Annotated in this window: 16 protein-coding genes; all 16 read left to right on the top strand. The window is 63.8% G+C overall.

What is annotated here, in order from left to right:
• Positions 1-10 precede the first annotated feature (10 nt).
• Entirely contained in the window at positions 11-2,614 is a 2,604-nt protein-coding gene (gene tssH / locus DN824_RS00355) for a type VI secretion system ATPase TssH (protein WP_138406401.1), read from the top strand.
• 10 nt (positions 2,615-2,624) lie between these two features.
• A complete protein-coding gene (locus DN824_RS00350; protein WP_138406400.1) occupies positions 2,625-4,133 on the top strand; it encodes a sigma-54 interaction domain-containing protein in 1,509 nt (502 codons plus the stop codon).
• Positions 4,134-4,148: 15 nt separating this feature from the next.
• Positions 4,149-6,245, top strand: a complete 2,097-nt coding sequence (locus tag DN824_RS00345; RefSeq protein WP_138406399.1) for a type VI secretion system Vgr family protein — start codon at positions 4,149-4,151, stop codon at positions 6,243-6,245.
• A complete protein-coding gene (locus DN824_RS00340) occupies positions 6,218-7,072 on the top strand; it encodes a DUF4123 domain-containing protein (protein WP_138406398.1) in 855 nt (284 codons plus the stop codon). The genes DN824_RS00345 and DN824_RS00340 overlap by 28 nt, the downstream gene beginning before the upstream one ends.
• A 4-nt stretch (positions 7,073-7,076) precedes the next feature.
• A complete protein-coding gene (locus DN824_RS00335) occupies positions 7,077-8,324 on the top strand; it encodes a LysM peptidoglycan-binding domain-containing protein (RefSeq protein WP_138406397.1) in 1,248 nt (415 codons plus the stop codon).
• 1 nt (position 8,325) lies between these two features.
• Complete coding sequence (locus DN824_RS00330; protein ID WP_138406396.1) at positions 8,326-8,670, top strand: hypothetical protein; 345 nt, start codon at positions 8,326-8,328, stop codon at positions 8,668-8,670.
• A 538-nt stretch (positions 8,671-9,208) separates the two neighbouring features.
• Positions 9,209-9,316: a type VI secretion protein gene (locus DN824_RS00325; protein WP_241666477.1), complete on the top strand. Its 108-nt coding sequence runs from the start codon at positions 9,209-9,211 to the stop codon at positions 9,314-9,316.
• 20 nt (positions 9,317-9,336) lie between these two features.
• On the top strand, positions 9,337-10,530 hold the full coding sequence (gene tagH, locus DN824_RS00320; RefSeq protein ID WP_138406394.1) for a type VI secretion system-associated FHA domain protein TagH: 1,194 nt from the start codon (positions 9,337-9,339) through the stop codon (positions 10,528-10,530).
• 5 nt (positions 10,531-10,535) lie between these two features.
• The gene (gene tssJ, locus DN824_RS00315; RefSeq protein ID WP_138406393.1) at positions 10,536-11,015 is read left to right on the top strand and encodes a type VI secretion system lipoprotein TssJ; all 480 of its coding nucleotides are present in this window, start codon (positions 10,536-10,538) and stop codon (positions 11,013-11,015) included.
• A gap of 3 nt (positions 11,016-11,018) precedes the next feature.
• Positions 11,019-12,350, top strand: coding sequence for a type VI secretion system baseplate subunit TssK (gene tssK / locus DN824_RS00310; RefSeq protein WP_138406392.1), 1,332 nt, complete (start codon positions 11,019-11,021; stop codon positions 12,348-12,350).
• A gap of 5 nt (positions 12,351-12,355) precedes the next feature.
• A complete protein-coding gene (gene icmH, locus DN824_RS00305) occupies positions 12,356-13,228 on the top strand; it encodes a type IVB secretion system protein IcmH/DotU (RefSeq protein WP_138406391.1) in 873 nt (290 codons plus the stop codon).
• Between the two features lie 15 nt (positions 13,229-13,243).
• Positions 13,244-16,783: a type VI secretion system membrane subunit TssM gene (tssM, locus tag DN824_RS00300; protein WP_138406390.1), complete on the top strand. Its 3,540-nt coding sequence runs from the start codon at positions 13,244-13,246 to the stop codon at positions 16,781-16,783.
• Positions 16,783-17,520, top strand: a complete 738-nt coding sequence (locus DN824_RS00295; protein WP_138406389.1) for a PP2C family protein-serine/threonine phosphatase — start codon at positions 16,783-16,785, stop codon at positions 17,518-17,520. Before tssM ends, DN824_RS00295 begins: the two co-directional genes overlap by 1 nt.
• Entirely contained in the window at positions 17,517-18,509 is a 993-nt protein-coding gene (locus DN824_RS00290) for a serine/threonine-protein kinase (protein ID WP_174236454.1), read from the top strand. Before DN824_RS00295 ends, DN824_RS00290 begins: the two co-directional genes overlap by 4 nt.
• A gap of 20 nt (positions 18,510-18,529) precedes the next feature.
• Positions 18,530-20,575: a type VI secretion system Vgr family protein gene (locus DN824_RS00285; protein ID WP_138406388.1), complete on the top strand. Its 2,046-nt coding sequence runs from the start codon at positions 18,530-18,532 to the stop codon at positions 20,573-20,575.
• Positions 20,576-20,635: 60 nt separating this feature from the next.
• Positions 20,636-23,083, top strand: coding sequence for a glycoside hydrolase family 19 protein (locus DN824_RS00280; RefSeq protein WP_138406387.1), 2,448 nt, complete (start codon positions 20,636-20,638; stop codon positions 23,081-23,083).
• The last annotated feature ends 20 nt before the right edge of the window (positions 23,084-23,103 follow it).

Raw genomic sequence — 23,103 nt, 5'->3', positions numbered from 1 at the left:
GGAAGATGAAATGATCAACGTAGACCTCCAACAGCTGGTCCAGGCGCTCGATGCCGAGACCAAGCGCGACCTGGAAGCCGCCGCCGAGCGCTGCGTAGTACGAGGCGGCAGCAAGATCCTGGTCGAAGACCTGCTGCTGGGCCTGCTGGAGCGCCCGGAAGGCCTGCTGACGCGGGCCCTGCAGGACGCCGACGTCCAACCCGGCACGCTCGCCCAGGCGCTGCAGCCACGCGGCGAGCACAGCGAGTCGCGCAACCCGGTGTTTTCGGCGGAGCTGGTCCAGTGGCTGCAGGACGCCCTGCTGGTCGGCAACCTCGAACTCGGTCAGAGCCAGATCGATCAGGCTGCACTGATCCTCGCCCTGCTGCGCAACCCCATGCGCTACGCCGGCAGCCATTACCAGCCGCTGCTGGCGCGCCTGAACGCCGAACGCCTGCGCGAGTTCGCCCTGGCGCAACAGCCGCAGTCCGCGCCGGGCAAGGCGGCGCCTGCCGGCGAGTCGAATCTCGCGCGCTTCACCCACAACTTCACCCAGCAGGCACGCGACGGCAAGCTCGACCCCGTGCTGTGCCGCGACGCGGCGATCCGGCAGATGATCGATATCCTCGCCCGCCGTCGCAAGAGCAACCCCATCGTGGTCGGCGAAGCCGGGGTCGGCAAGACCGCCATCGTCGAAGGCCTCGCCTTGCGCATCGCCCAGGGCGAGGTGCCGGACGCGCTCAAGGGCGTCGAACTGCTCTGCCTGGATCTCGGCCTGCTGCAGGCCGGCGCCAGCGTCAAGGGTGAGTTCGAGCGCCGCCTGCAGGGCGTGATCGACGAGGTCAAGGCGTCGCCCAAGCCGATCATCCTGTTCATCGACGAGGCCCATACCCTGATCGGCGCCGGTGGCCAGGCCGGTAGCGGCGATGCGGCCAACCTGCTCAAGCCGGCACTGGCGCGGGGCGAATTGCGCACCATCGCCGCCACCACCTGGAGCGAATACAAGAAGTACTTCGAGAAGGACCCGGCCCTCGCCCGACGCTTCCAGCCCGTGCAGTTGCACGAGCCCACCGTCGACGAAGCGGTGACCATCCTGCGCGGCCTCGCACCGGTCTACGAAAAGAGCCACGGCATCTACCTGCGCGACGACGCCGTGGTCGCCGCCGCCGAACTCTCGGCCCGCTACCTCGCCGGGCGCCAGCTGCCGGACAAGGCGGTGGACGTGCTCGACACCGCCTGCGCCCGGGTGCGCATCAGCCTGGCAGCGGCGCCCGAGGCACTGGAGCGGCTGCGCGGCGAGATCGCAGAAGGCGAGCGCCAGCGCCTGGCCTTGCGTCGAGACCTGGAAGCCGGCCTGCGCATCGAAATCGAAACACTGGATGGCCTGGAGACCCGCCTGGCGGCGGCACGCGCCGAACTCGAGCAGCTGGAAACCCGCTGGTCCGCGCAACGCACCCTGGCCGAACGCCTGCTGGAGCTGCGCAAGCAGTGCGCCGCCGCTCGCCTGGCAGGCGATACCGAAGCCCCCGAAGAGGAACGCTACCCGGACCTGGAGCAGCTCGAAGCCGAGCTGCGCGACCTTCAGGTCGAACTCGCCAGCGCCCAGGCCACCGAGCGCCTGGTGAGCTTCGAAGTCTGTCCGCGCCTGGTGGCCGAGGTGATCAGCCACTGGACCGGTGTGCCGCTTTCCCAGCTCGCGCGCGAGCACAACAGCAAGGTGCTCAGCTTCTCCGCGGACCTGCGCCAGCGTGTACGTGGCCAGGAACAGGCCATCGAGGCGCTGGACCGCTCGATGCGCGCCACCGCCGCCGGGCTCAACAAACCCGATGCCCCGGTCGGCGTCTTCCTGCTGGTCGGCCCCAGCGGCGTCGGCAAGACCGAAACCGCCCTGGCCCTGGCCGACCTGCTGTATGGCGGCGAGCGCTTCCTCACCACCATCAACATGTCCGAGTTCCAGGAAAAGCACAGCGTGTCCCGCCTGATCGGCGCGCCACCGGGTTATGTGGGCTATGGCGAAGGCGGCATGCTCACCGAAGCGGTGCGCCAGAAGCCCTATTCGGTGGTGCTCCTCGACGAGGTCGAGAAAGCCGACCCGGACGTGATGAACGTCTTCTACCAGATCTTCGACAAGGGCGTGGCGAACGACGGCGAGGGGCGCGAGATCAACTTCCGTAACACCCTGATCCTGATGACCAGCAACCTCGCCAGCGACCGCATCGCCAGCCTCTGCCAGGGCGGGCAGCGTCCAGCCACCGAAGACCTGGAACTGGCCATCCGCCCGGCGCTGAGCCAGCACTTCAAGCCGGCACTGCTCGCCCGCATGCGCGTGGTGCCCTACTACCCGGTGCAGGGCGAGGTGCTCAACGAGCTGGTGGCGCTCAAGTTGTCGCGCTTCGGCGAGCGCCTGGCCCGTCGCCAGTTGCAGTTCAGCCACTGCGAGGCGCTGGTGGAAAGCCTGGCCGAACGTTGCACCCACAGCGACAGCGGTGCACGGCTGATCGACCATCTGATCGACCAGCACCTGCAACCGCTGGTGGTCGATCGCCTGCTCGACGCCATGGCCGGGGGCGAAACCCTGCAGCGGGTCCACGCCACGCTGGATGGCCAAGGGACGGTGGTCTGTGAGTTCGCTTAAGCAAGCGGCCATGTTCGACCAGGTCCCCCAGCCGCTGCGCTACGCGCAGTCGCTGCTGGAGCACTTCGCCGGCCTGGCGCGGGCGGCCAGCGCCGACACGCTGCTCGCCGGCCTGGCGGAAGCCGCGGCCAGGCTGACGGGCTGCGACCTGAGCCAGCTCTACCTGCTCGATGAGACCCATACCCGGCTGACGCTGTCGGCCGAATGGCTCGACGGCAAGCTGCAGCCGCGCGAACCGGCCAGCCTGCCCAGTGACTACGACGGCGAGCAGCTGCTGCAGTACTGCCTGTGCCAGAACCAGCGGCTGTACATCGGCGAGCTGGACAGCAGCCTGCATGCCAGCAGCTTCCTGCCGGAGCGCTCGCCGTCGTGGCGCAGCCTGCTGTGCCTGCCGCTCGCCGACGAGCAGGACCGGGTCCTCGGGCTGCTGGTCACCGCCACGCGGCACGCCCATGAGCTGTCGGCCTTTGCCGACTCCCTCGACCAGCTCGGCAGGTTCGCCCTGGCGCAGTCGCAACTCCTGCAGCGCCTGAGGGCGCCACGCCAGGACGCGCCGATCGCACCGAGCGCTCCCTGCGCCAGCGGTTATGGCCTGATCGGAGACAGCGCCCGCATGCGCGCGGTCTACGGGCTGATCGGCAAGGTCCTGCACAGCCCGGTGAGCGTGCTGCTGACCGGCGAGACCGGCACCGGCAAGGAACTGGTCGCCCGCGCCATTCACGACTGCGGCTATCGTCGCAGCAAAGCCTTCGTCGTCCAGAACTGCGCCTCGCTGCCGGAAAACCTGCTCGAAAGCGAACTCTTCGGCTACCGCAAAGGCGCCTTCACCGGTGCCGACCGCGACCGCGCCGGCCTGCTGGACGCGGCGGACGGCGGCACCCTGTTTCTCGACGAAATCGGCGACATGCCCCTGCTTCTGCAGGCCAAGCTGTTGCGGGTACTGCAGGAAGGCGAGGTGCGTCCGCTGGGGTCCACCGACACCCACAAGGTGGATGTGCGGATCGTCGCCGCGACCCACCAGGACCTGCGCAAGCGTGTCGAAGAGGGGCGGTTTCGCGAAGACCTCTTCTACCGGCTCTCGCATTTCCCCATCGAATTGCCCCCGCTGCGCGAACGCGACCAGGACATCCTGCGCCTGGCGCGCCATTTCGCCGACAAGGCCTGCACCTTCCTGCAGCGCGACCTTTGCCGCTGGTCCGACGCAGCGCTCGAACAGCTGGCCGGCTACGGATTCCCCGGCAACGTTCGCGAACTCAAGGGCCTGGTGGAGCGCGCCGTGCTCCTGTGCGAAGGCGGCGAGCTGCTTCCCGAGCATTTCAACCTGCGCATCGAGCCGGGGCTGGAGCAGAGCGGCATGACCCTGCGCGAACGCATGGAGCGGGTCGAACGCAACCTGCTCGTCGACTGCCTGCGCAAGAACGGCGGCAACCAGAGCCAGGCCGCCCGCGAACTGGGCCTGCCCCGGCGCACCCTGCTGTACCGCATGGAACGGCTGAACATCAGCCCCGCAGACCTCTAAGGACGGACCGAAGACATGTTCAACCCGGCCAACGACACCCATTTCAGCCTCGCCATCGAAGGCATCGCACATGACCTGCAGGTGCTCGCGTTCACGGGGCGGGAAGCGCTCTCGCAGCCCTTCGCCTTCGAGCTCGAACTGGTCAGCGAACGCCCTGATCTCGATCTCGAAGCCCTGCTGCACCAGCCCGCCTTCCTGGCGCTCTCGCCGGCCGGCAACGGCATCCATGGTCTGATCTACCGCGTCGCCCAGGGCGATTCGGGCAAGCGCCTGACCCGCTACCACATCACCCTGCGCCCGCAGCTGGCCTACCTCGCCCACCGCACCAACCAGCGCATCTTCCAGCACCTGACGGTGGAGCAGATCATCGCCCAGGTGCTCGAAGAGCACGGCATCCAGGCCGACGCCTTCCTCTTCGGCCTCGGTTCGGTCTACCCCGAGCGCGACTATTGCGTGCAGTACGACGAGAGCGACCTGCACTTCATCCAGCGCCTGTGCGAGGAAGAAGGCATTCACTACCACTTCCAGCACAGCGCCGCGGGCCATGTGCTGGTCTTCGGCGACGACCAGACGGGCTTTCCCAAGCTCTCACCGGTGGCCTATCAGCAGGACTCCGGGCTGGTGGCCGACCAGCCGGTGGTCAAGCGCTTCGCCCTGCGGCTCGAGACCCGCACCAGCCGCGTCACCCGCCGCGACTACGACTTCGAGAAACCGCGCCTGACCCTGGAAGGCGCCTTTCAGAGCGAGTTCCAGCCGGACCTGGAAGACTACGACTACCCCGGCCGCTTCACCGACCGCGCCCGCGGCAAGCACCTGTCCCAACGCGCCCTGGAACGCCACCGCAGCGACTTCGAGCTGGCCGAAGGCGAGAGCGACCAGCCGCAGCTGGTCACCGGCCACTTCCTCGCCCTGACCGAACACCCGCGCGGCGACTGGAACCAGCTCTGGCTGCTGAACGAGATCCTCCACGAAGGCAAACAGCCGCAGGTGCTGGAGGAGTCGGTGACGAGCGATGAGCCGTCACGTGACGGCTTTACCCAGGGCTACCGCAACCACTTCACCGCCACGCCCTGGGACATCCCCTTCCGCCCGGCCCTGAACCACCCCAAACCCAAGGTGCTCGGCAGCCAGACCGCCGTGGTCACCGGCCCTGCCGGGGAAGAGATCCACTGCGACGAATACGGCCGGGTGAAGGTCCAGTTCCACTGGGACCGCGAGGGCCAGGCCGACGACAAGACCAGCTGCTGGCTGCGCGTCTCCTCCAGCTGGGCGGGCGACCGCTACGGCGGCATCGCCATCCCCCGCGTGGGGATGGAAGTGCTGGTGACCTTTCTCGAAGGCGACCCGGATCAGCCGCTGGTCACCGGCTGCTTGCATCACAAGGAACATGTCGTCCCCTATGACCTGCCGGCCAACAAGACCCGCAGCGTCTTCAAGACCCTCAGCTCGCCCGGCGGTGGCGGCTACAACGAACTGCGCATCGAAGACCGCAAAGGCGCCGAGCAGATCTACGTCCACGCCCAGCGAGACTGGGACGAGAACATCGAGCACGACCAGAAGATCCGCGTCGGCCACGAGCGCCACGACACCGTCGAGGCCAACAGCTACAGCGAATTTCGCGCCGAAGAACACCGCACCACCCACGCCGACCGCAAGACCGAAGTGAAAGCCAACGACCACCTCACCGTGGGCAACAACCAGCACGTGAAGATCGGCACCGGGCAGTTCGTCGAGGCGGGCAACGAAATTCACTACTACGCCGGCAGCAAAGTCGTCATCGACGCCGGCATGGAGCTCACCGCCACAGGCGGCGGCAGCCTCCTCAAGCTCGACCCGAGCGGCGTCACGCTGAATGGCGCGACCATCAAGATGAATTCGGGCGGAGCGCCGGGCAAAGGGTCGGGATTGAATATCCTGGCACCAGTGATTCCATCGCTGGCGGCTAGCGCCGCTGCCGGCGGCCTCACTTTGCCGGCCTTGATCAACATGTCGCCGCAACTCAAGCAGGCTGCGGCGGCCAAGCTGCTGTTGGTCAAACAATGCGGCGTGCAACCTGATGGCTTCTGCCAATTGGAGGTTTGCCCATGCGGCAAGAACGCGAGCGTGGTTTGATGCGCGGAGTAGAAGAACCGGAGATCGAGCGGGACGACCTCTACCTGCTGCTCGATGGCGCGGCGTTACCCGCCTTGCAGGTCATCTATCAGCACGATGATGCGCCCAAGGTAGAGCGTCTGTACCGAGGCACGCGCCATGAGTCCATGCTGGAAGTCAGTCCCGCCTTGTATCGCCTCTCCGGACAACATCGCTTGTGGGAAAACCGGGAGCGTTGGCAATCGTCAGGCCTGCTTTTGGAAAGCTCCGTTAACATCGAGGGCCTGGCGAACCATTTGCGCAGCCTGCTGAGCGTCAGGCTGCACTCTGGAGAATTGGCCTTCTGCAGGTTTTATGACCCAGCCTTGACCGAACGTTTCTTCGACAGCCTCACACAAGACGAACTCAGCGCCTGGCTCGGTCCTGTCAGCAAAATATGGATACCTGCCGAAGAAAACAAATGGCTAGGTTTCACCACGCCCTATTCCTCTCCCGCCAGACCTGCCGACGACGAAGGCTGGTTTTCGATTCGCCCGGAGCACCTTGCTCGCTGGCAGGAACAAGAGCGACAGCTATTCATTCAGCGCTTGGTATCGCACTTTTGCGTTAACAACTTTCACGGGCAACCAGATGTGGAGCTGAAAGAGATCATCCATCAGCGTACGGCAGAAGCTGAAAAGTTCGGCATCGAGTCTGAGCAGCACCTGTTCGCCTACGTTGAGCTGGCGCTCCAGTTTCCCGACGCTATCAACAAACCAGACGTTCGTATGCGACTGGCTAACATGGACGAACCTGCCGAGCACCGGCTGGCTCGAATCGAAGCCGACCTGCTTGGTCTGAATGGATAACGCAATGGAATACAGCATACAGCGAGGCGATAGTCTGGCCCGGATAGCCAGCGATCACGGTACAACCATCAGCAATCTGCTGCGTCTGAATCCAGAGATCGAAAACCCGAACCAGATCCAGGCCGGACAGACACTGCGTGTGCCTGAAACGACCGGACCCGCCCGGCCCGGCTGTACATCTGGACAAGTCGTTCAGGACAGTCAATGCAGTGGTGCTGCATTCGACGTGGCGTTCTACTGGAACGACAAGGTGCAGCGTCGCCAGGCGATCTACGAGGAGATCTACGGCAATGAAATGCACTTTCTTCATCGCTCGCTGTTCCAGCGTAATAACGAACACCTCAAGGAGACGGTACTGCCCGGAGAGATCGTCATCGTCTCCAACATGCCGCGTACCGACGACGACCGGCAGCGCCTGGAAAAGGCAAGGGAACAGGCGAAGCTTGCAAGTGAAGGCATTCAACAACTGACGCCTGATGAAGCCATGACGGTCAAGCGGCATCTGGAGGTACTGGATTACATCTCCCTGGAAACCGTTGCATCCCACCAGAGCACCGCGCTGGGTGTGCTGAGCGCAGCGGCAGGACGACAGCTGGGAGACGTCAGAAGCAATCTGGAGAAGATAAACGCCGCGTATGTGGAAGAACTGCGCAGGACCGGAAACACCAACCGATTTTCCCCGGAGTTCTACGCCAAACGTCAGCAGCTATTCGGTCAGCTGAATCACTCCCTAGGCCGCTTGACCCTTTCAACTGTCAATATCCGTCATTACGACAGCATTAAGTCCACCCTTGGCCTATCGACCAAGTCGATCTTGCATAATGCCTCTGCAATTACTGAGCGAGGCGAGGTGCCGCAACTTGGGCAACGGATCAACACGATTTCTAGCTGGGCCAAGGGATCGAGTCGGCTGGGCTACTTGGGAATTGCCATCGACGGTGGCGTTCGGTTGAACAAGATTCAGGAAGCTTGCACAGTCGGGAATGATCAAGCCTGCACCCGAACCGGCTACATGCAGGTAACTGGTTTCATAGGCAGTGCAAGCGGCGGCGCAGTCGGAGGTTTCGCAGGCGCTCAAATAGCGACTGCCGTAGCGGGAGGAGTCGCACTCGCGTTCGGGGTCACAGTTGGAGCTCCCGCCCTCGCAGTGATCGCAATCGCTGGCGCTGCTGCCGGCGCCTATTATGGCGGATCGGAAGGCGGCAGCTTTGGCGAATATATGGGTGATATTATTTATCAGGGAGTCAACTGATATGAGCGACGCCCTGACGCTTAAGCAAGCCCTCTATTATGCATGGTTTCTGTTATTTGTAAGCGGAGGCGTCAACGGTATTTACATCTGCTTCCACGGAATACGCCGGCTCGATCCACATTTCTCTCGACTTCCCAATTATGAATGGGAGTCTCATAGTCCTTTTGACAGATTTTCCCGAATGCACCGCTATAGTTTTCAATACACTTTTGGCTTAAAAAGGCCCAATGTCGGTCGCACCCTGGCTGCCTGGCTTTACTTCACATGCATCAGTCTTATCATTCACTGGGTAAGCATGTTTATTGGCTTTCTTGGCCATCATTTCGGTATAAATATATTCGCTTGAACGAAGCAACATCCTGGCTTTTTACATGCATCAGCCTTTTTTGGAATCAATACTTATTGGGCCTCCTGGCCGTCAACTTGGTTGTACATATACTCGATTGAGTTGCTATTCGCTCAGCAAGCTCAAAACGGTCCTTTTGCTCGCATCAGCCTGACCGGCTACTGGATCAGTATGTTCCTAGGGTTATGAAGCATCAATTAGATACGGTGTGCTGGCTGCTAATGCACATTTCCGGACGCCCCGAGCAGGACCTCAATGACGCAGTGAGTATCGGCTCTGAGCCGCCCAAGACCGCGCCAGGTTGGCCTGGGTCACAGACACAACCGCCTTGGTGCTGCACCGTGTCAACCCGCACGCCAAAGCGTGCGGTGCCTCAATCTCCGATTGTCGACGCCCCGGTTCGTGAACCCCATCACCCCGCTTGCGGGCGCGGTGACCTTCAATAGATGCAGAGGTTCCGCTTCACCACGGCCGCGGCCGTTCCCGCTCACGCATTCAAGGAGGAAATCGCGTGCTCAAGCGCTTTTTCGCATTCGCCCTGATCGTCACCGCCTTCGTCCTTGTCGGCTGTTCCGGCAACTACAAGTTCAACGATGCCGACTACCGCCCGCTGGGCGACCCGCAAGCAGTAAACCGCGGTAACTGACCGCCAGGAGTAGTATCACCATGGAGTTGGTCTTCGATGTGGTCAGCGCACAGCAGTTCGTGCCTGGGTTGTTGACGACGAAAACCTTCAAGCAGGCCGGCGGCATCATTGGCCGGGCCGAAGATTGCGACTGGGTCATCCCGGACCGCAAGCGCGTGTTGTCCAGCCGCCACGCCGAAGTGAGTTACCGGGACGGCGCATTCTTCCTCACCGACACCAGCAGCAACGGCATCCAGCTCAAGGACACCGGCGCCAGCCTGGACAAGGGCCGGGCTCAGCGCATCGAGCACGGCAGCGTCTACTGCCTGGGTGATTTCGAAATTCGCGCTCGGCTGATCCAGGACCCGGCGTCGTTCGAAGGGGATATCGGGCGTCCGCAGCCGGCCGGCAGCATCATCCCCGACGATGCGTTTCTCGACCTCGATCCACTGACCGCGCTGGACCAGCAGGAGCGCGTCTATGCCGAAGTGGACGACCTGACCGCCGTGCTGGCGCCGTCGCGGGTGCAGGCCCAGCAGCGCGACTATGCCCAGATCGATGAGGAGAACCTGCAGGTACCCGAGCTGGTCATGCCCAGGCCGGCCGCCCAACCCAAGGCCGCGCCCGAGCCCGAGCGCCTGCCGCCTGATTTCTGGACGCGCTTCGGCGAGGCGCTGGGCGTCGACCTGGACGAGCTGGATGAAGAGGCCCGCCAGGCGCTGGCGCTGAAGGCCGCCAGCCTGCTCAGGCAGAGCGTTGGCGGGCTGCAGCAGGCGCTGCGCACCCGGGGCGAGCTGAAGAACGAGATGCGCCTGTCGCTGACCACCGTACAGAGCGCCGGCAACAACCCGCTCAAGCACAGCATCGACAGTGGCGAAGCGCTGACGCTTCTGCTGCGCGGCGGCAAGCCCGGTCAGTTGCCCGCCGAACAGGCCGTCGGCCGCGCCTTTCGCGATCTGCAGGCGCACCAGGTGGCGATGCTGGCCGCCAGCCGCGCGGCCCTCAAGGGCATGCTCGAGCAACTCTCGCCGGACCAGCTGGCCCTGCGTTTCGAACGCGACAACAAACCGCTGATAGCCACATCCGGTGGCCGCTGGCGCGCCTATCGCCGAATGCATCTGGCCATGCAGCGCGACGACGACTGGAGCGAGCGGCTGTTCGCCCGAGACTTCGCCCAGGCTTACGAGGAGCAGGTACGCCTGATCGCCACCCTCAACACCGACCTTCAAGGATGATGTCCATGTCTCGCTTTTTTCCGGCGGCCGTCTTCGCTGCGCTGGCCACACTCGGCGGCTGCTCGGCGCTCTCGCCCAATTCCGAGCTGACCAAACTCGACCTGTCGCTGCAGGGCAGCGACCGGCTCAACCCCGACCTGAACGGTCGCCCCTCCCCCATCGTGATTCGCCTGATCGAGCTCAAGCACCCGGTGGCCTTCGAGAACGCCGACTTCTTCTCGCTCTATCAGCGACCCAAGGAAGCCCTGTCGCCGGACATGGTGGTCCAGGAGGAACTGGAACTGCGCCCCGGCGAGCAGCGCGACCTCAAGCTCTTCGTCCAGGACGGCAGCCGCTACGTGGGCGTGCTGGCCGCCTACCGGGACCTGCCGGAGTCCAACTGGCGTTTCGTCGTACCCCTGCAGCACCGGGCGCAGAACCGTATCGAGCTGAGTCTCGACGAGCGCGGCATCCAGTCCGTCGACCCGCTCGCGAAGGGGAATTGAGCCATGAGCATGAACAAGGTGATCTGGCAGGAAGGCATGTTGCTGCGTCCGCAGCATTTCCAGCAGAGCGACCGTTACTACGACTCGCAGCTCAAGCTGCGCACCCAGAAGCTCGGCCACTATGCCTGGGGCTTCTTCGGGCTGGAGATCGACCGCCAGTTCCTCAACATGGGCAAGCTGGTGCTGAGCCAGGCCAGCGGGATTCTTCCCGACGGCAGCCTGTTCGAGATCGGCGCCGAGCGTGAACCGCTGGCCCTGGACGTGCCGCCCAACACCGGCAACACCCCGGTCTACCTCGCGTTGCCGCTGGTGACCGGCAACCACATCGAGAGCCGTCGCCCGGAGCAGAAGGACGTGCTGGCGCGCTACACCGCCTTCGACGAGGAAGTCGCCGACTCCAATGCCGGTGACAGCAGCAGCAGCCAGGTCAGCACCGGCCGACCGGACTTTCGCCTGTTGCTCGGCGAGCAGCAGGCCGACCAGGCCTATGTGAAGCTCAAGCTCTGCGACATCCTCGACACCACGCCCGACGGCGTGATCAGCCTCGATCCCGAGTACATCCCTACCTTCATCGACTTCCAGGCCTCCAGCTACCTGCTGTCCTGCCTCAAGGAAGTGATCAGCATGCTCGGCCATCGCGGAGACATCCTCGCCGAACGGATTCGCGCCACCGGCAAGGTGGGTGGCGCCGAGGTCGGCGACTTCATGATGCTGCAGCTGATCAATCGCTACGAGCCGGTGCTGCGCCACTACCTGGGCATCGACCGCGTCCATCCGGAACAGATCTACCGTGAGCTGCTGGGCCTGCTCGGCGAACTGGCGACCTTCTCCAGCGAGACCAAGCGTCCCCGCCTGGAGGGTCGCTACCTGCACAACGACCAGGGATTGTCGTTTCGCAAGCTGATGGATGCGATCCGCCAGGTGCTGTCGATGGTGCTCGAGCAACACGCCGTCGAGCTGCTGCTGCAGCAACGTCAGTACGGCATCCAGGTCTCGCCGCTGCATGACCACAAGCTGCTCGGCAGCGCCTCGTTCGTGCTGGCCGCCAGCGCCCAGTGCGACTCCGAAGAACTGCGCCAGCGCCTGCCGGCCCATCTGAAGGTCGGCCCGGTGGAACGCATCCGTCAGCTGGTCAACCTGCACCTGCCGGGGATCAAGGTCAAACCGCTGCCGGTAGCGCCGCGGCAGATCCCGTTCCACTCCGGCAAGACCTATTTCGCCTTGGAGCTCAACTCCGAGGAACTGGCGCAGCTGGAGCGCTCCGGCGGCTTCGCCTTCCACGTGTCCGGCGAATTCACCGGGCTTGAGCTGAAATTCTGGGCGATCAGGAACTGACCGACATGATCAGAGAAATGGACTACGGACAGGACGACAAGACGGTCATCCTCAATCGCCACGGCGAGGCCCCGGCACAGAGCCCGCTGACCGATTTCAACGCCGCACCCCGGTTCGAGCAGCTCGAGGAGCGGATGATCTATGCCGCGCGCCTGCGTCCGGCGGAAAGCTTCAACATCAGCCTCAACCCGCTGGTCGCGGCGGCCTCCACGCTGCTGTCCGAAGTGGTGCGGCTCAAGCACAGCTTCGAAGGCGAGGACCTGCACGCGCTGAACCAGCGCCTGTCGGGCGAGCTGAAGCTGTTCGAACACCGCGCCCTGCACGACGGCGCCGAGAGCAGCCAGGTGATGGCCGCGCGCTACGTGCTGTGCACCGTGATCGACGAAGCGGTGGTGACCACCCCCTGGGGCAACGAGAGCGAGTGGTCGCAGATGAGCCTGTTGTCTTCCTTCCACAACGAGACCTTCGGCGGCGAGAAGTTCTTCCAGCTGCTCGAGCGTCTCTCGCGCAACCCGGTCAAGCACCTGCCGATGCTGGAGCTGATGTACCTGTGCCTGTCGCTGGGTTTCGAGGGCAAGTACCGGGTGATGCCGCGCGGCATGCTCGAACTCGAAGCGGTACGCGACAGCCTCTACCGGCAGATCCGCCAGCTGCGCGGCGACGTGCCGCGCGAAGTCTCGCCGCACTGGCAGGGCCTGCGCGACACCCGAAGACGCCTGGTGCGCATCGTGCCCTGGTGGATGGTCGCGCTGTTCACCCTGATCTGCCTCGGCATGTTGTACACAGGCTTCGCCTGGGTACTGGGCGAGCAGCGCGACACCGTGCTGCAGCCGTACCAACCCGTCGATCCGACCGTTCAGGTCGAGCCTCAGTCGTAACAAGGACGTAATGCCATGAAGGTTTTTTTCGGCAAGCTTGCCGCGTTTTTCCGCAAGACCTGGGTATGGAGCCTGTGTGTCCTGCTGATGCTGGCCCTGCTGGTGTGGTTCGTCGGTCCGCTGCTGGCGGTGAACGACTACAAGTTCTGGGAATCCTCGACCAGCCGCCTGCTGACCATCGCCGCCCTGTGCCTGGCCTGGGGCCTGTTCATCGTCTTCGCCAGCTGGCGCAGCACCCGCAGGCAACAGGCCGAGGCCAGCGATGAAGAGGCGCAGGAGCGCCTGCGCCGCGAGGGTCTGATCACCGAGGAGCAGAGCGTCCTGCGTGATCGCTACCGGGACGCCATGCGCACCCTCAAGAGTTCGAGCCTGTACCGCGGGCGCAGCGAGAAATGGCGCAACGAGCTGCCCTGGTACCTGTTGCTCGGCCCCCAGGGCAGCGGCAAGACCTCGCTGCTGGACTTCTCCGGGCTGGATTTCCCCCTCAACCGCGGCGAAAACCAGCGCCTGACCAAGGACGTCTCCGGTACCCGCTACGCCGACTGGTACTTCGCCGATCATGCGGTGCTGATCGATACCGCCGGCCGCTACCTGACCCAGCCCGACGCCTCCGTCGACGGCAAGGCCTGGGACACGCTGCTCGGCCTGCTGCGTCGCCGCCGCGCGCGCCCGCTCAATGGCGTGCTGGTCAATATCCCGGTCGAGCACCTGCTGCAATCGAGCGAACTGGAACTCGAGACGCTGGCGCGCCAGAGTCGCCAGCGCCTGCATGAGATCCACCAGCGCCTGGGCGCCGACGTGCCGGTCTACCTGGTGCTGAGCAAGGCCGACAAGGTGCTCGGCTTCGAAGAGTTCTTCGATCAGCTGTCCCGCGAAGAGAGCGACCAGGTACTCGGCGCGAGCTTCCGCAAGGAGCAGGACGGCACCGATGTCAACGTGGTCCGTGGCGAGTTCGAGGAACTGCTGCGCCGGCTCAACAGCCAGGTGATCCTGCGCATGCACCAGGAGCGCGACACCCAGCGCCGCGGCCGCATCCTCGACTTCCCCCACCAGCTCGGCCAGATCGGCGAGCGTCTGTGCCTGTTCATCGAGCTGGCGTTCTCCGGCAACCGCTACCAGCGCGCCAGCCAGCTGCGCGGCTTCTACCTGACCAGCGCGCCGCAACTGCAGGACGCGCTGGACCCGCTGACCAGCGGCATCGGTCGCAACCTGGGCCTGTCGAGCAGCGCGCTGCCGACCTTCCGCAGTGGCCGGTCGCGCTTCATCAATCACCTGCTGAGCCGGGTCATCTTCCCCGAGGCCGACCTCGCCGGACTGGACCAGAAGGAAGAACGCCGGATCGACTGGGGCCAGCGCGCCCTGTATGCCGCGAGCTTCGCCTGCCTGGCCCTGTTCGGCGTGCTCTGGGCTACCGGCTTTTCCGGCAACCACCAGCGACTCGAACAGCTGCGCAACCTCGCCGACCAGCTCGGACGCGAGAACCAGAGCATCACCGCTCAGGACGATGCGCTGCGCACGCTCAAGGCGCTGGATACCAGCTACGCGGCCACCCGGGTATTCCCGGCCAAGGGCGAGGTCACCTATCTGCACCGCGCCGGTCTCTATCAGGGCGAGGAGGTCGACCCGACGGTTCATCAGGCCTACCGCCGCGAGCTGGAAAAGCACCTGCTGCCGCGGGTCGGCCGCCAGCTCGAAGCTCAGATCCGCGCCAACCTCACCGACCGCGAACGCCTGCTCGGCAGCCTGCGCGCCTACCTCATGCTCAACCTGGCGGAGCGCCGCGACACAGCCTTCCTCCGGGAGTGGCTGGCGGCCGACTGGTCGCTGCGCTATGCCGGCAACGCCGTGGCGCAGAACGGCCTGAACACCCATTTCGAACGGCTGCTCAGCGAAGATTTCGCGCCCTATCGCCTCAACGAGCCACTGGTGACCGAAGCGCGCAAGGTATTGCGCAGCGAATCGCTGGCCAACGTCGTGTACCGCATGTTGCGCGACCAGGCCCGCAGCCTGCCCGACTATCGCTTCAGCCAGCGCCTCGGCCCCCAGGGCGCCCTGTTCACCGGCGGCGACTATGCGATCCCCGGCTTCTACACCCAGAACGGCTACCAGAAGTTCTACGTCGCCCAGGGCAGCGACCTGGTGCGCGAGATCCTGCGCGACAACTGGGTGCTGGGCGAGGGTGACAGCCTGAGCCTCAAGGACCTTGGCCGCCTGATGGTCGAGATGGAGCGGCTGTACTTCCGCGACTATGCCAACTACTGGGGCGAAGCCGTCGCGCAACTGACGCTGGAGCCTATCGCCGGGGCCGCCCAGGGCGCGGTGCTGCTCAGCGGGTTGAGCGCCGCCAACTCGCCGCTGCTGCAGCTGCTGGTCGAAGTGCGCGACAACACCCGCTTTGCCGGCGCGGCCGACGCCGCCGGCAATGCAGCGGAAGCTGCCGACACGCTCAAGGACGCCAGCGGCAAGCTGGGCAAGGCCGCCAAACTGGCCTCGGCCGCTGCCGAGCAGGCCCAGGCGGCGCTCGCCAAAAGCCTGCCGGACACCGCGCGCAAGACCCTGGAGCGGCGTTTCGAGCCCCTGCACCGCCTGCTCGATGACAACTCGGGCGCCAGCGCCGAGCTGACCCCGACCCTGCAGGCCATCGACGCCTTGCACCTGCAACTGGCGAGCCTGGCCCACGCCAGCGCGCCGGACCAGGCCGCGTTCGAACTGGCCAAGGCACGCATGGGCGGCCAGCGCGATGCGATCAACCAGCTGCGCGCCAGTGCTGCCCGCCTGCCGCAGCCGATCGGCAACTGGCTCGGCCTGCTCGCCGAAGACAGCTGGACGCTGGTCCTCAACGACGCCTACCACTACCTTAACCAGCGCTACCAGAGCGAGCTGTACGCGTTCTACAGAGGGTCGCTGCGCCAGCGTTACCCGTTCAGCGCCCACAGCGAGAGTGACGTGGCGATCGCCGACTTCCGGGAGTTCTTCAAGGCCCAGGGCGTCGCCGACGGCTTCTTCGACCGCTACCTCAAGCCCTTCGTCAGCGGCAGCGCCGGCCGGTACCAGCTGCGCCGCGTCGACGGCCGCGGCCTGCCGCTGTCGCGCGAGTTCCTGGCGCAGATGGGCCATGCGCAGACGATCCGCCGCAGCTTCTTCGCGGAAAACCCGAACGAGCCGCAGATCCGCTTCAAGCTCGAACCCTATTCGCTGGATTCGAGCCTGGGCCGTGCCGATTTCCGCTTCGGCAACCAACAGATGGAATACCGCCACGGACCGATCGTGCAGACCGCCTTCAGCTGGCCTGCCGACGCCGACGAAGGTCGTACCAGCCTGGTGGTCGAAGAGCTGGGCGGACGCCGCGTCGGCATCGAGAAGAACACCGGCCCCTGGTCGCTGTTCCGCCTGCTCGACCTGATGCAGGTCGACTACCACAGCGGACGCGACGTGCTGATGCTCAAGGCCAACCTGGGCGGCCGCCACGCCAATTACCTGCTGCACAGCCAGCGCTCGCCGAACCCGTTCGACATCGCCCTGCTGCGCGACTTCAAGCTGCCGGCGACCCTGTGATGACGGGCACCACGAGCCTGGCCCACGGCTGGCGCAGCGCCGCGCGGACCGACAGGGGCAAGGTCCGCGCGCGCAACGAGGACGCCTTTCTCGACTTCCCCGAGCAAGGCCTCTGGGTCGTCGCCGACGGCATGGGCGGCCACCACAACGGCGCCCTGGCCAGCCGCCTGATCGTCGAGCAGCTGGCCGAGCTGCCCGAAGGCAGCCTGGCCGAACGCCTGGTCAGCCTGCGCCGCTGCCTGCACGACCTCAACCGCCGGCTCGGGCAGGAGCTGACGGTCACTGCGGACCGTCCCGACCCGGTGATCGGCAGCACCGTGGTCGCCCTGCTGATGGAAGGCGAACGCGCCGCCTGCGTCTGGGCCGGTGACAGCCGCTGCTACCTCTGGCGCGGCGGTCGCCTCTATCAGCTCTCGCGCGACCATTCGTTGCTGCAGCAACTGATCGACGAACAGCACCTCAGCCCGCTGGAGGCCGCACGCCATCCCGCGGCCAACGCCCTGACCCGCGCCATCGGTGCCAGCGAGCAGCTGGTGCTGGATATCCTCGAGTTCGACGTCTACCCGGGCGATACCCTCCTGCTGTGCAGCGACGGGCTTTACCAGAGCCTGTCGCCGGACGCCCTCGGCGCGGCGCTCGATTCGCCGTCGTCCGGCCTCGCGCTGCAGCGACTGTTCGACCAGGCCCTGGACGGCCCGGCGCGGGACAACCTCAGTGCCGTGGTGGTACGCCGATGAACGAGCCCCTGCGCGCCGGGCCGGCTTCCGACCTGACCTACTTCGCCTTCGCCGCCACGGCGGCCGAACCGACGCCCCAGGTACCGTCTGCCGCCGCCATCGCGGCTGGCGATCTGCCCCAGGTACTTTGCGGGCGCTACCTGATCGAGCGCCTGCTGGGCGTGGGCGGCATGGGCGCGGTCTACCGGGCGCGTGATCTCTTGCGGGAGCAGTTCGGCGATCCGGAACCCTACGTCGCGCTCAAGACCCTGAGCGATGATTTCGCCGAGTACCCCGACGCCCATGCGCTGCTCTACACCGAGTTCGCGCTGACCGCCCGACTGAGCCACCGCCATGTCGTGCGGCTGTTCGGCTTCGACGTGGACGCCACCAGCCAGCGCGCCTTCATCACCCTCGAACTGCTCAAGGGGCCGACCCTCGACCAGTTGCTCAGCGAGCGCCCCGACGGCCTCGCCTGGGGCGAGCTGCGCGACATCGCCCTGCCGCTGCTCGAGGCGCTGGCTTACTCCCACAGTCGCGGCGTGATCCATGGCGATCTCAAACCGAGCAACGTGATGCTCGCCGACGATGGCCTGCGCCTGTTCGACTACGGCCTCGGGCAACCGCTCGAAGGCGTGCTGCCCGGCCTGCCCCGCCTCTCGCGCAACCGTTTCACGGCATGGACACCGCGCTACGCCGCGCTGGAGCTGCTCGACGGCGGTGACCTCTCGGTAGCCACCGACCTCTACGCGCTGGGCTGCCTGCTCTTCGAGCTGGCCAGCGGCAGCCACCCGTTCCGTCGCCTGAGCGCCAAACAGGCCAAGGCCATGGCGCTGGACGGCGAACTGCAACGGCCGTCCAGGCTGCCGCCGCATTGCTGGCCGGCGCTGCGCCGCGCCCTGGCTTTCGAACCGGCGCAGCGACAGGTCAGCGTCGCCGAACTGCTGGATCTTTTCCGTCGCCCACCCCCCAGCCGTCTGCAGCGCTGGTTCGGGCGCACCCATGGATGACACGAGTACAAGGAAGCGCCATGTTCAACGCGGCCAATGACACCCATTTCAGCCTCACCATCGAAGGCGTCACACACGACCTGCAGGTGCTCGCCTTCACCGGGCGAGAGGCCATCAGCCAGCCCTACCGCTTCGACCTGGAGCTGGTCAGCGAACGCCCGGATCTGGACCTGCAAGGCCTGCTTCATCAGCCGGCGTTCCTCGCGCTCTCACCGGCCGGCAACGGCATCCACGGGCTGATCCACCGCGTCGCCCAGGGCGAATCCGGCAAACGCCTGACCCGCTACCGACTGGCCATCGTCCCGCAGCTCGCCTACCTCGCGCATCGCACCGACCAGCGCATCTTCCAGCACCTGAGCGTGCCGCAGATCATCGCCCAGGTGCTCGAAGGCCAGGGTATCCAGGCCGACGCCTACCGTTTCCAGCTCGGTCCGGTGGTCTATCCCGAGCGCGACTACTGCACCCAGTACGACGAGACCGACCTGCACTTCATCCAGCGGCTGTGCGAGGAAGAAGGCATCCACTACCACTTCGAGCACAGTGAGCAGGGGCACGTACTGGTGTTCGGCGACGACCAGACGAGCTTTCCCAGACTCGGGCAGCCCACCGCGTACCTGCAGGACAGCGGCCTGGTCGCCGACGAGCCGGTGATCAAGCGCTTCGCCGTACGGCTGGAAACCCGCACCAGCCGGGTCACCCGCCGCGACTACGATTTCGAACAGCCCCGCCTGCTCATGGAAGCCAACCACAAGGGCCAATCCACAGGCCAGGAGAAAGCGCCGGACCTGGAAGACTACGACTACCCCGGCCGCTTCACCGACCGCGCCCATGGCAGGCACCTGTCCCAGCGCGCGCTGGAGCGCCACCGCGCCGATTACCGCCAGGCCGAAGGCGACAGCGACCAGCCCAGGCTGGTCAGCGGCCATCTGCTGGAAATCGCCGACCACCCACGCCGTGAATGGAACGACCTCTGGCTGCTGACCGAAGTGCTCCACGAAGGCAAACAGCCGCAGGTGCTCGAAGAATCGGTGACAAGCGACGGTCAGTCAGGTGACGGTTTCACTCAGGGCTACCGCAACCACTTCACCGCCACCCCTTGGGACGTCCCCTACCGCCCGGTCCTGATCCACGCCAAGCCGCGTGTGCTCGGTAGCCAGAGCGCGGTGGTCACCGGCCCCGCGGGCGAAGAAATCCACTGCGATGAATACGGTCGGGTCAAGGTTCAGTTTTTCTGGGATCGTCACGGCCACGCCGATGACAAGACCAGCTGTTGGCTACGCGTCAGTTCAAGCTGGGCCGGCGACCGCTACGGCGGCATCGCCATCCCACGTGTCGGGATGGAAGTGCTGGTCACCTTTTTGGAAGGCGATCCGGATCAGCCACTGGTGACCGGCTGCCTGTACCACAAGGAGCACGTCGTCCCCTACGACCTGCCGGCCAACAAGACCCGCAGCGTCTTCAAGACCCTCAGCTCGCCCGGCGGTGGCGGTTATAACGAGTTGCGCATCGAAGACCGCCAGGGCGCCGAGCAGATCTATATCCATGCCCAGCGCGACTGGGACGAGAACATCGAGCACGACCAGAAGATCCGCATCGGCCACGAACGCCACGACACCATCGAGGCCGCAAGCTTCACCGAACTCCGGGCCGAGGAACACCTGACCGTCACCGGCGACCGCAAGGTGGAAGTCAAACCCGACGACCACCTCACCGTCGGCCAGACCCAGCACATCAAGCTCGGCACCGCCCAACTGACCAGGGCTGGCCGCGAGATCCACCTCAAGGCCGGCCAGAAAATGGTCATCGAAGCCGGAATCGAACTGACCCTCACCGCCGGCGGCAGCTTCATCAAGCTCGACCCGGGCGGCATCACCGTCAGCGGCCCGATGATCAAGATCAACGCCGGCGGGGCACCGGGCAAGGGCTCAGGCATCAAGATCAAGCCACCGGTGTTGCCGGGAGCGGCAGATAAGGACAAGGCGGGGAATTTGCTGGAGCAGGCTCAGCCGGGCGAGGTACTCAATTCACCTCGCAAACCCAAGCGCTCGCTCAACTTTTCCGGTTAACGCAAGGACGAGGGCTGCTTATCAGGCAGCTCCAAAGGCAAGGATCAGGACGTATCGAACATGGCCGAACACAAACCGATCAACTGGGCTTACCCCTTCCCCAGCAAGGAAGTAGGCAGTAATCCGCTGCAACTTCTCACCCATATGGCCAAGGCCAAGAGCGGTTATTACCCGACCGGCGAGAACGGCCTATGGCATGGAGGTGTGCATTTCGATGAAGGCACGGCAGCCGTATTCGACCAATCGAGTGTGCGCTGCATCGCCGATGGCGAGGTGATTGCCTACCGTATCGATGAAAGCTATCCCGTCAGCGAGTTCACCGATGAAATCCCAAGCATCAAGCGAGCGCCGTTTTCCACAGGGTTCGTTCTGGTCAAACACACTCTTCAGCCGCCACAGCCCAAGAAAGCCGAGGGCAACGCAGCTGATGAGCAAACACCTCCGAGACTGACTCTCTACAGCCTGTACATGCACTTACAGGATTGGGCCGGCTATCAGGCGAAAGCGGATCTGCCACGGCCTGCCTTCTGGGAGGTCAAGAGTCATATCGTCAATACCCAGAGCCAGGGTCTGATCGTTCGCGCCAGTGCCAACAAAGACTCTGCGAATCTATCGGAAATTACCAAGGGAGCCGAAGTTACGGTGACGGCAACCGAGGGTGAGTACAGCAAGCTTGTAAGCCTCATCAACGGCACGGCAAATCCACCCCTCACGGCCGATAGCGAAGGCAATCTTCCCGGCTACATTTCCTCCAAGTTTTTGCAAGCTCGGAGTGAGCCCAACGAGCTGAGCCAGGTAGTGGTTTTGGGTGAAGGTGTTCCGATCAAGGCAGGTGAGCTGATTGGCCACCCCGGCATTTATCAAAACCACAATGGTGCCGCTCATCCGCTTATTCATCTGGAAGTATTCAGCTGCGACGACGTGCCTGGCTTTATCGCTCGTAGTCGTGCCTGGGCAAGCCGCTTGCCGGATGATCAAAAGACCCTGCTCAAGGTCTACAAAGGCGCGAGCAAACTGATCGCCCATCGCGATGACATCAACGCGGACAACCCACCCAAGCTAAGCGACAACGGAAACCAGATCGGGGTCGACCTGATCATTCCGCAAGCACTTCTGGATGGCCTGCCAGCGGCGAACAAGATTCAGGTCAGAGCCGAAGGCAGCGCCTCACCAAGCACAACCCACTGGTGGCGGCTCGATGGATTGTTCGCTGACGAGAGCGGAAATCCCATCGACGGCTGGCTGGCCGAACAAGAGTTGATAACCACCCGCCACAGCCCTTGGGAATGGCAGGATTTCCAGTGCATCGAGGAAACCGGAACGCCCTTTGAAAAACTCGCCTACACATTCAATGCCAAAGGCATCCTGAGTGCAGACGAACAGCACAACTACCGCGCCCAGATAAACAGGGCCGATGGCGGCCCCATAGTCGCGCTTGCTCGCCTGTACGACATCGTCGATACCGACCAGAACGGCGTACTGACCAGCCATGAAATCCGAGCTGCGCTGGCCAGGCCCTGGCACGCTCAAGTGCTCGGGCAGCTGATCACCAAATATGAAAGCGAGTGGTTCTGGAACCAGAGCAAATGGGATGAGCTTGATCCGTTGCTGGAGGAAGAGCCAGGAAAGCCGAACCTGATCTGGGAAGCGGAAAAAGAGCGGATCAAGGAGCTGAGTTGGTGGAGTGACCTGACGGAGCGGCATGGCATAAATGGGGATGGGGGAGCGTGGCACGTACAGCCATTGCATATAACAAGTAGCTTCAATACCGAAAGCAATTTCAAGTTCACGATTGATATAATGAAAGAAATCTACCCAGACCTAGATAAAAATAGAGATGGCGACTTACTTAGCATTGCCGATGAACTAAATAACTATATCTCCCTTTACAAACTAGACACCCCACTTAGAAGGTCTCATTTTTTTGCCCAAATCCTGCAGGAAACCGGACCACAACTAAGCATAGAAGAAAGTTTTATATACAAGGCAGAATCTCTAATCCAAATATTTAGATTTTTTAGAAACAACCCCAAAACAGCCAAGCTACACGGCTATGAGACCCACCGTGGAATAAAGGCGGATGGCACCAGAATGAACCAGGCGGATTTTGAAGCCATCGCCAACGGTGCATATGGAGGAAGGACAGACCTTGGCAATGGGGACTATTCCACAGGTGATGGCTGGAGATATAGGGGGCGCGGTTTAAAGCAACTGACTGGCAGGTACAATTACGAAGCTCTAACGACGTGGCACAACCAGCTATTGAATAACTGGCCAGGAGATATTGTAGATTTCGTAGAAAATCCCGACTTATTATTGACTTTAAAATATGCCACCAGATCAGCAGCGAGCTTTTGGATATCAAACAAGTTATATGAACTTGCAGACAAGGGAATAAGGCCCGAGACTGTCGACTCGATAACCGAAGTGATTAACAGAAATACTGACAGCTATGCCGCTAGGAGAGCAAATTTTGAAAGGCTTTGGAAATCGAAAACATTAAACTAAAAATATTTATTGCCGCCATC

Source organism: Stutzerimonas nosocomialis (genome assembly GCF_005876855.1).
GTDB classification, from domain to species: Bacteria; Pseudomonadota; Gammaproteobacteria; order Pseudomonadales; family Pseudomonadaceae; genus Stutzerimonas; species Stutzerimonas nosocomialis.
The sequence above is the reverse complement of the archived record's forward strand: the minus strand, read 5'-3'. Positions and strand labels throughout refer to the sequence as shown.

What these genes read in the sequence shown, in the direction of transcription:
- tssH (WP_138406401.1), top strand. Translation starts at nt 11, where the DNA reads ATGATCAACGTAGACCTCCAACAGCTGGTCCAGGCGCTCGATGCCGAG.
- DN824_RS00350 (WP_138406400.1), top strand. Translation starts at nt 2,625, where the DNA reads ATGTTCGACCAGGTCCCCCAGCCGCTGCGCTACGCGCAGTCGCTGCTG.
- DN824_RS00345 (WP_138406399.1), top strand. Translation starts at nt 4,149, where the DNA reads ATGTTCAACCCGGCCAACGACACCCATTTCAGCCTCGCCATCGAAGGC.
- DN824_RS00340 (WP_138406398.1), top strand. Translation starts at nt 6,218, where the DNA reads ATGCGGCAAGAACGCGAGCGTGGTTTGATGCGCGGAGTAGAAGAACCG.
- DN824_RS00335 (WP_138406397.1), top strand. Translation starts at nt 7,077, where the DNA reads ATGGAATACAGCATACAGCGAGGCGATAGTCTGGCCCGGATAGCCAGC.
- DN824_RS00330 (WP_138406396.1), top strand. Translation starts at nt 8,326, where the DNA reads ATGAGCGACGCCCTGACGCTTAAGCAAGCCCTCTATTATGCATGGTTT.
- tagH (WP_138406394.1), top strand. Translation starts at nt 9,337, where the DNA reads ATGGAGTTGGTCTTCGATGTGGTCAGCGCACAGCAGTTCGTGCCTGGG.
- tssJ (WP_138406393.1), top strand. Translation starts at nt 10,536, where the DNA reads ATGTCTCGCTTTTTTCCGGCGGCCGTCTTCGCTGCGCTGGCCACACTC.
- tssK (WP_138406392.1), top strand. Translation starts at nt 11,019, where the DNA reads ATGAGCATGAACAAGGTGATCTGGCAGGAAGGCATGTTGCTGCGTCCG.
- icmH (WP_138406391.1), top strand. Translation starts at nt 12,356, where the DNA reads ATGATCAGAGAAATGGACTACGGACAGGACGACAAGACGGTCATCCTC.
- tssM (WP_138406390.1), top strand. Translation starts at nt 13,244, where the DNA reads ATGAAGGTTTTTTTCGGCAAGCTTGCCGCGTTTTTCCGCAAGACCTGG.
- DN824_RS00295 (WP_138406389.1), top strand. Translation starts at nt 16,783, where the DNA reads ATGACGGGCACCACGAGCCTGGCCCACGGCTGGCGCAGCGCCGCGCGG.
- DN824_RS00290 (WP_174236454.1), top strand. Translation starts at nt 17,517, where the DNA reads ATGAACGAGCCCCTGCGCGCCGGGCCGGCTTCCGACCTGACCTACTTC.
- DN824_RS00285 (WP_138406388.1), top strand. Translation starts at nt 18,530, where the DNA reads ATGTTCAACGCGGCCAATGACACCCATTTCAGCCTCACCATCGAAGGC.
- DN824_RS00280 (WP_138406387.1), top strand. Translation starts at nt 20,636, where the DNA reads ATGGCCGAACACAAACCGATCAACTGGGCTTACCCCTTCCCCAGCAAG.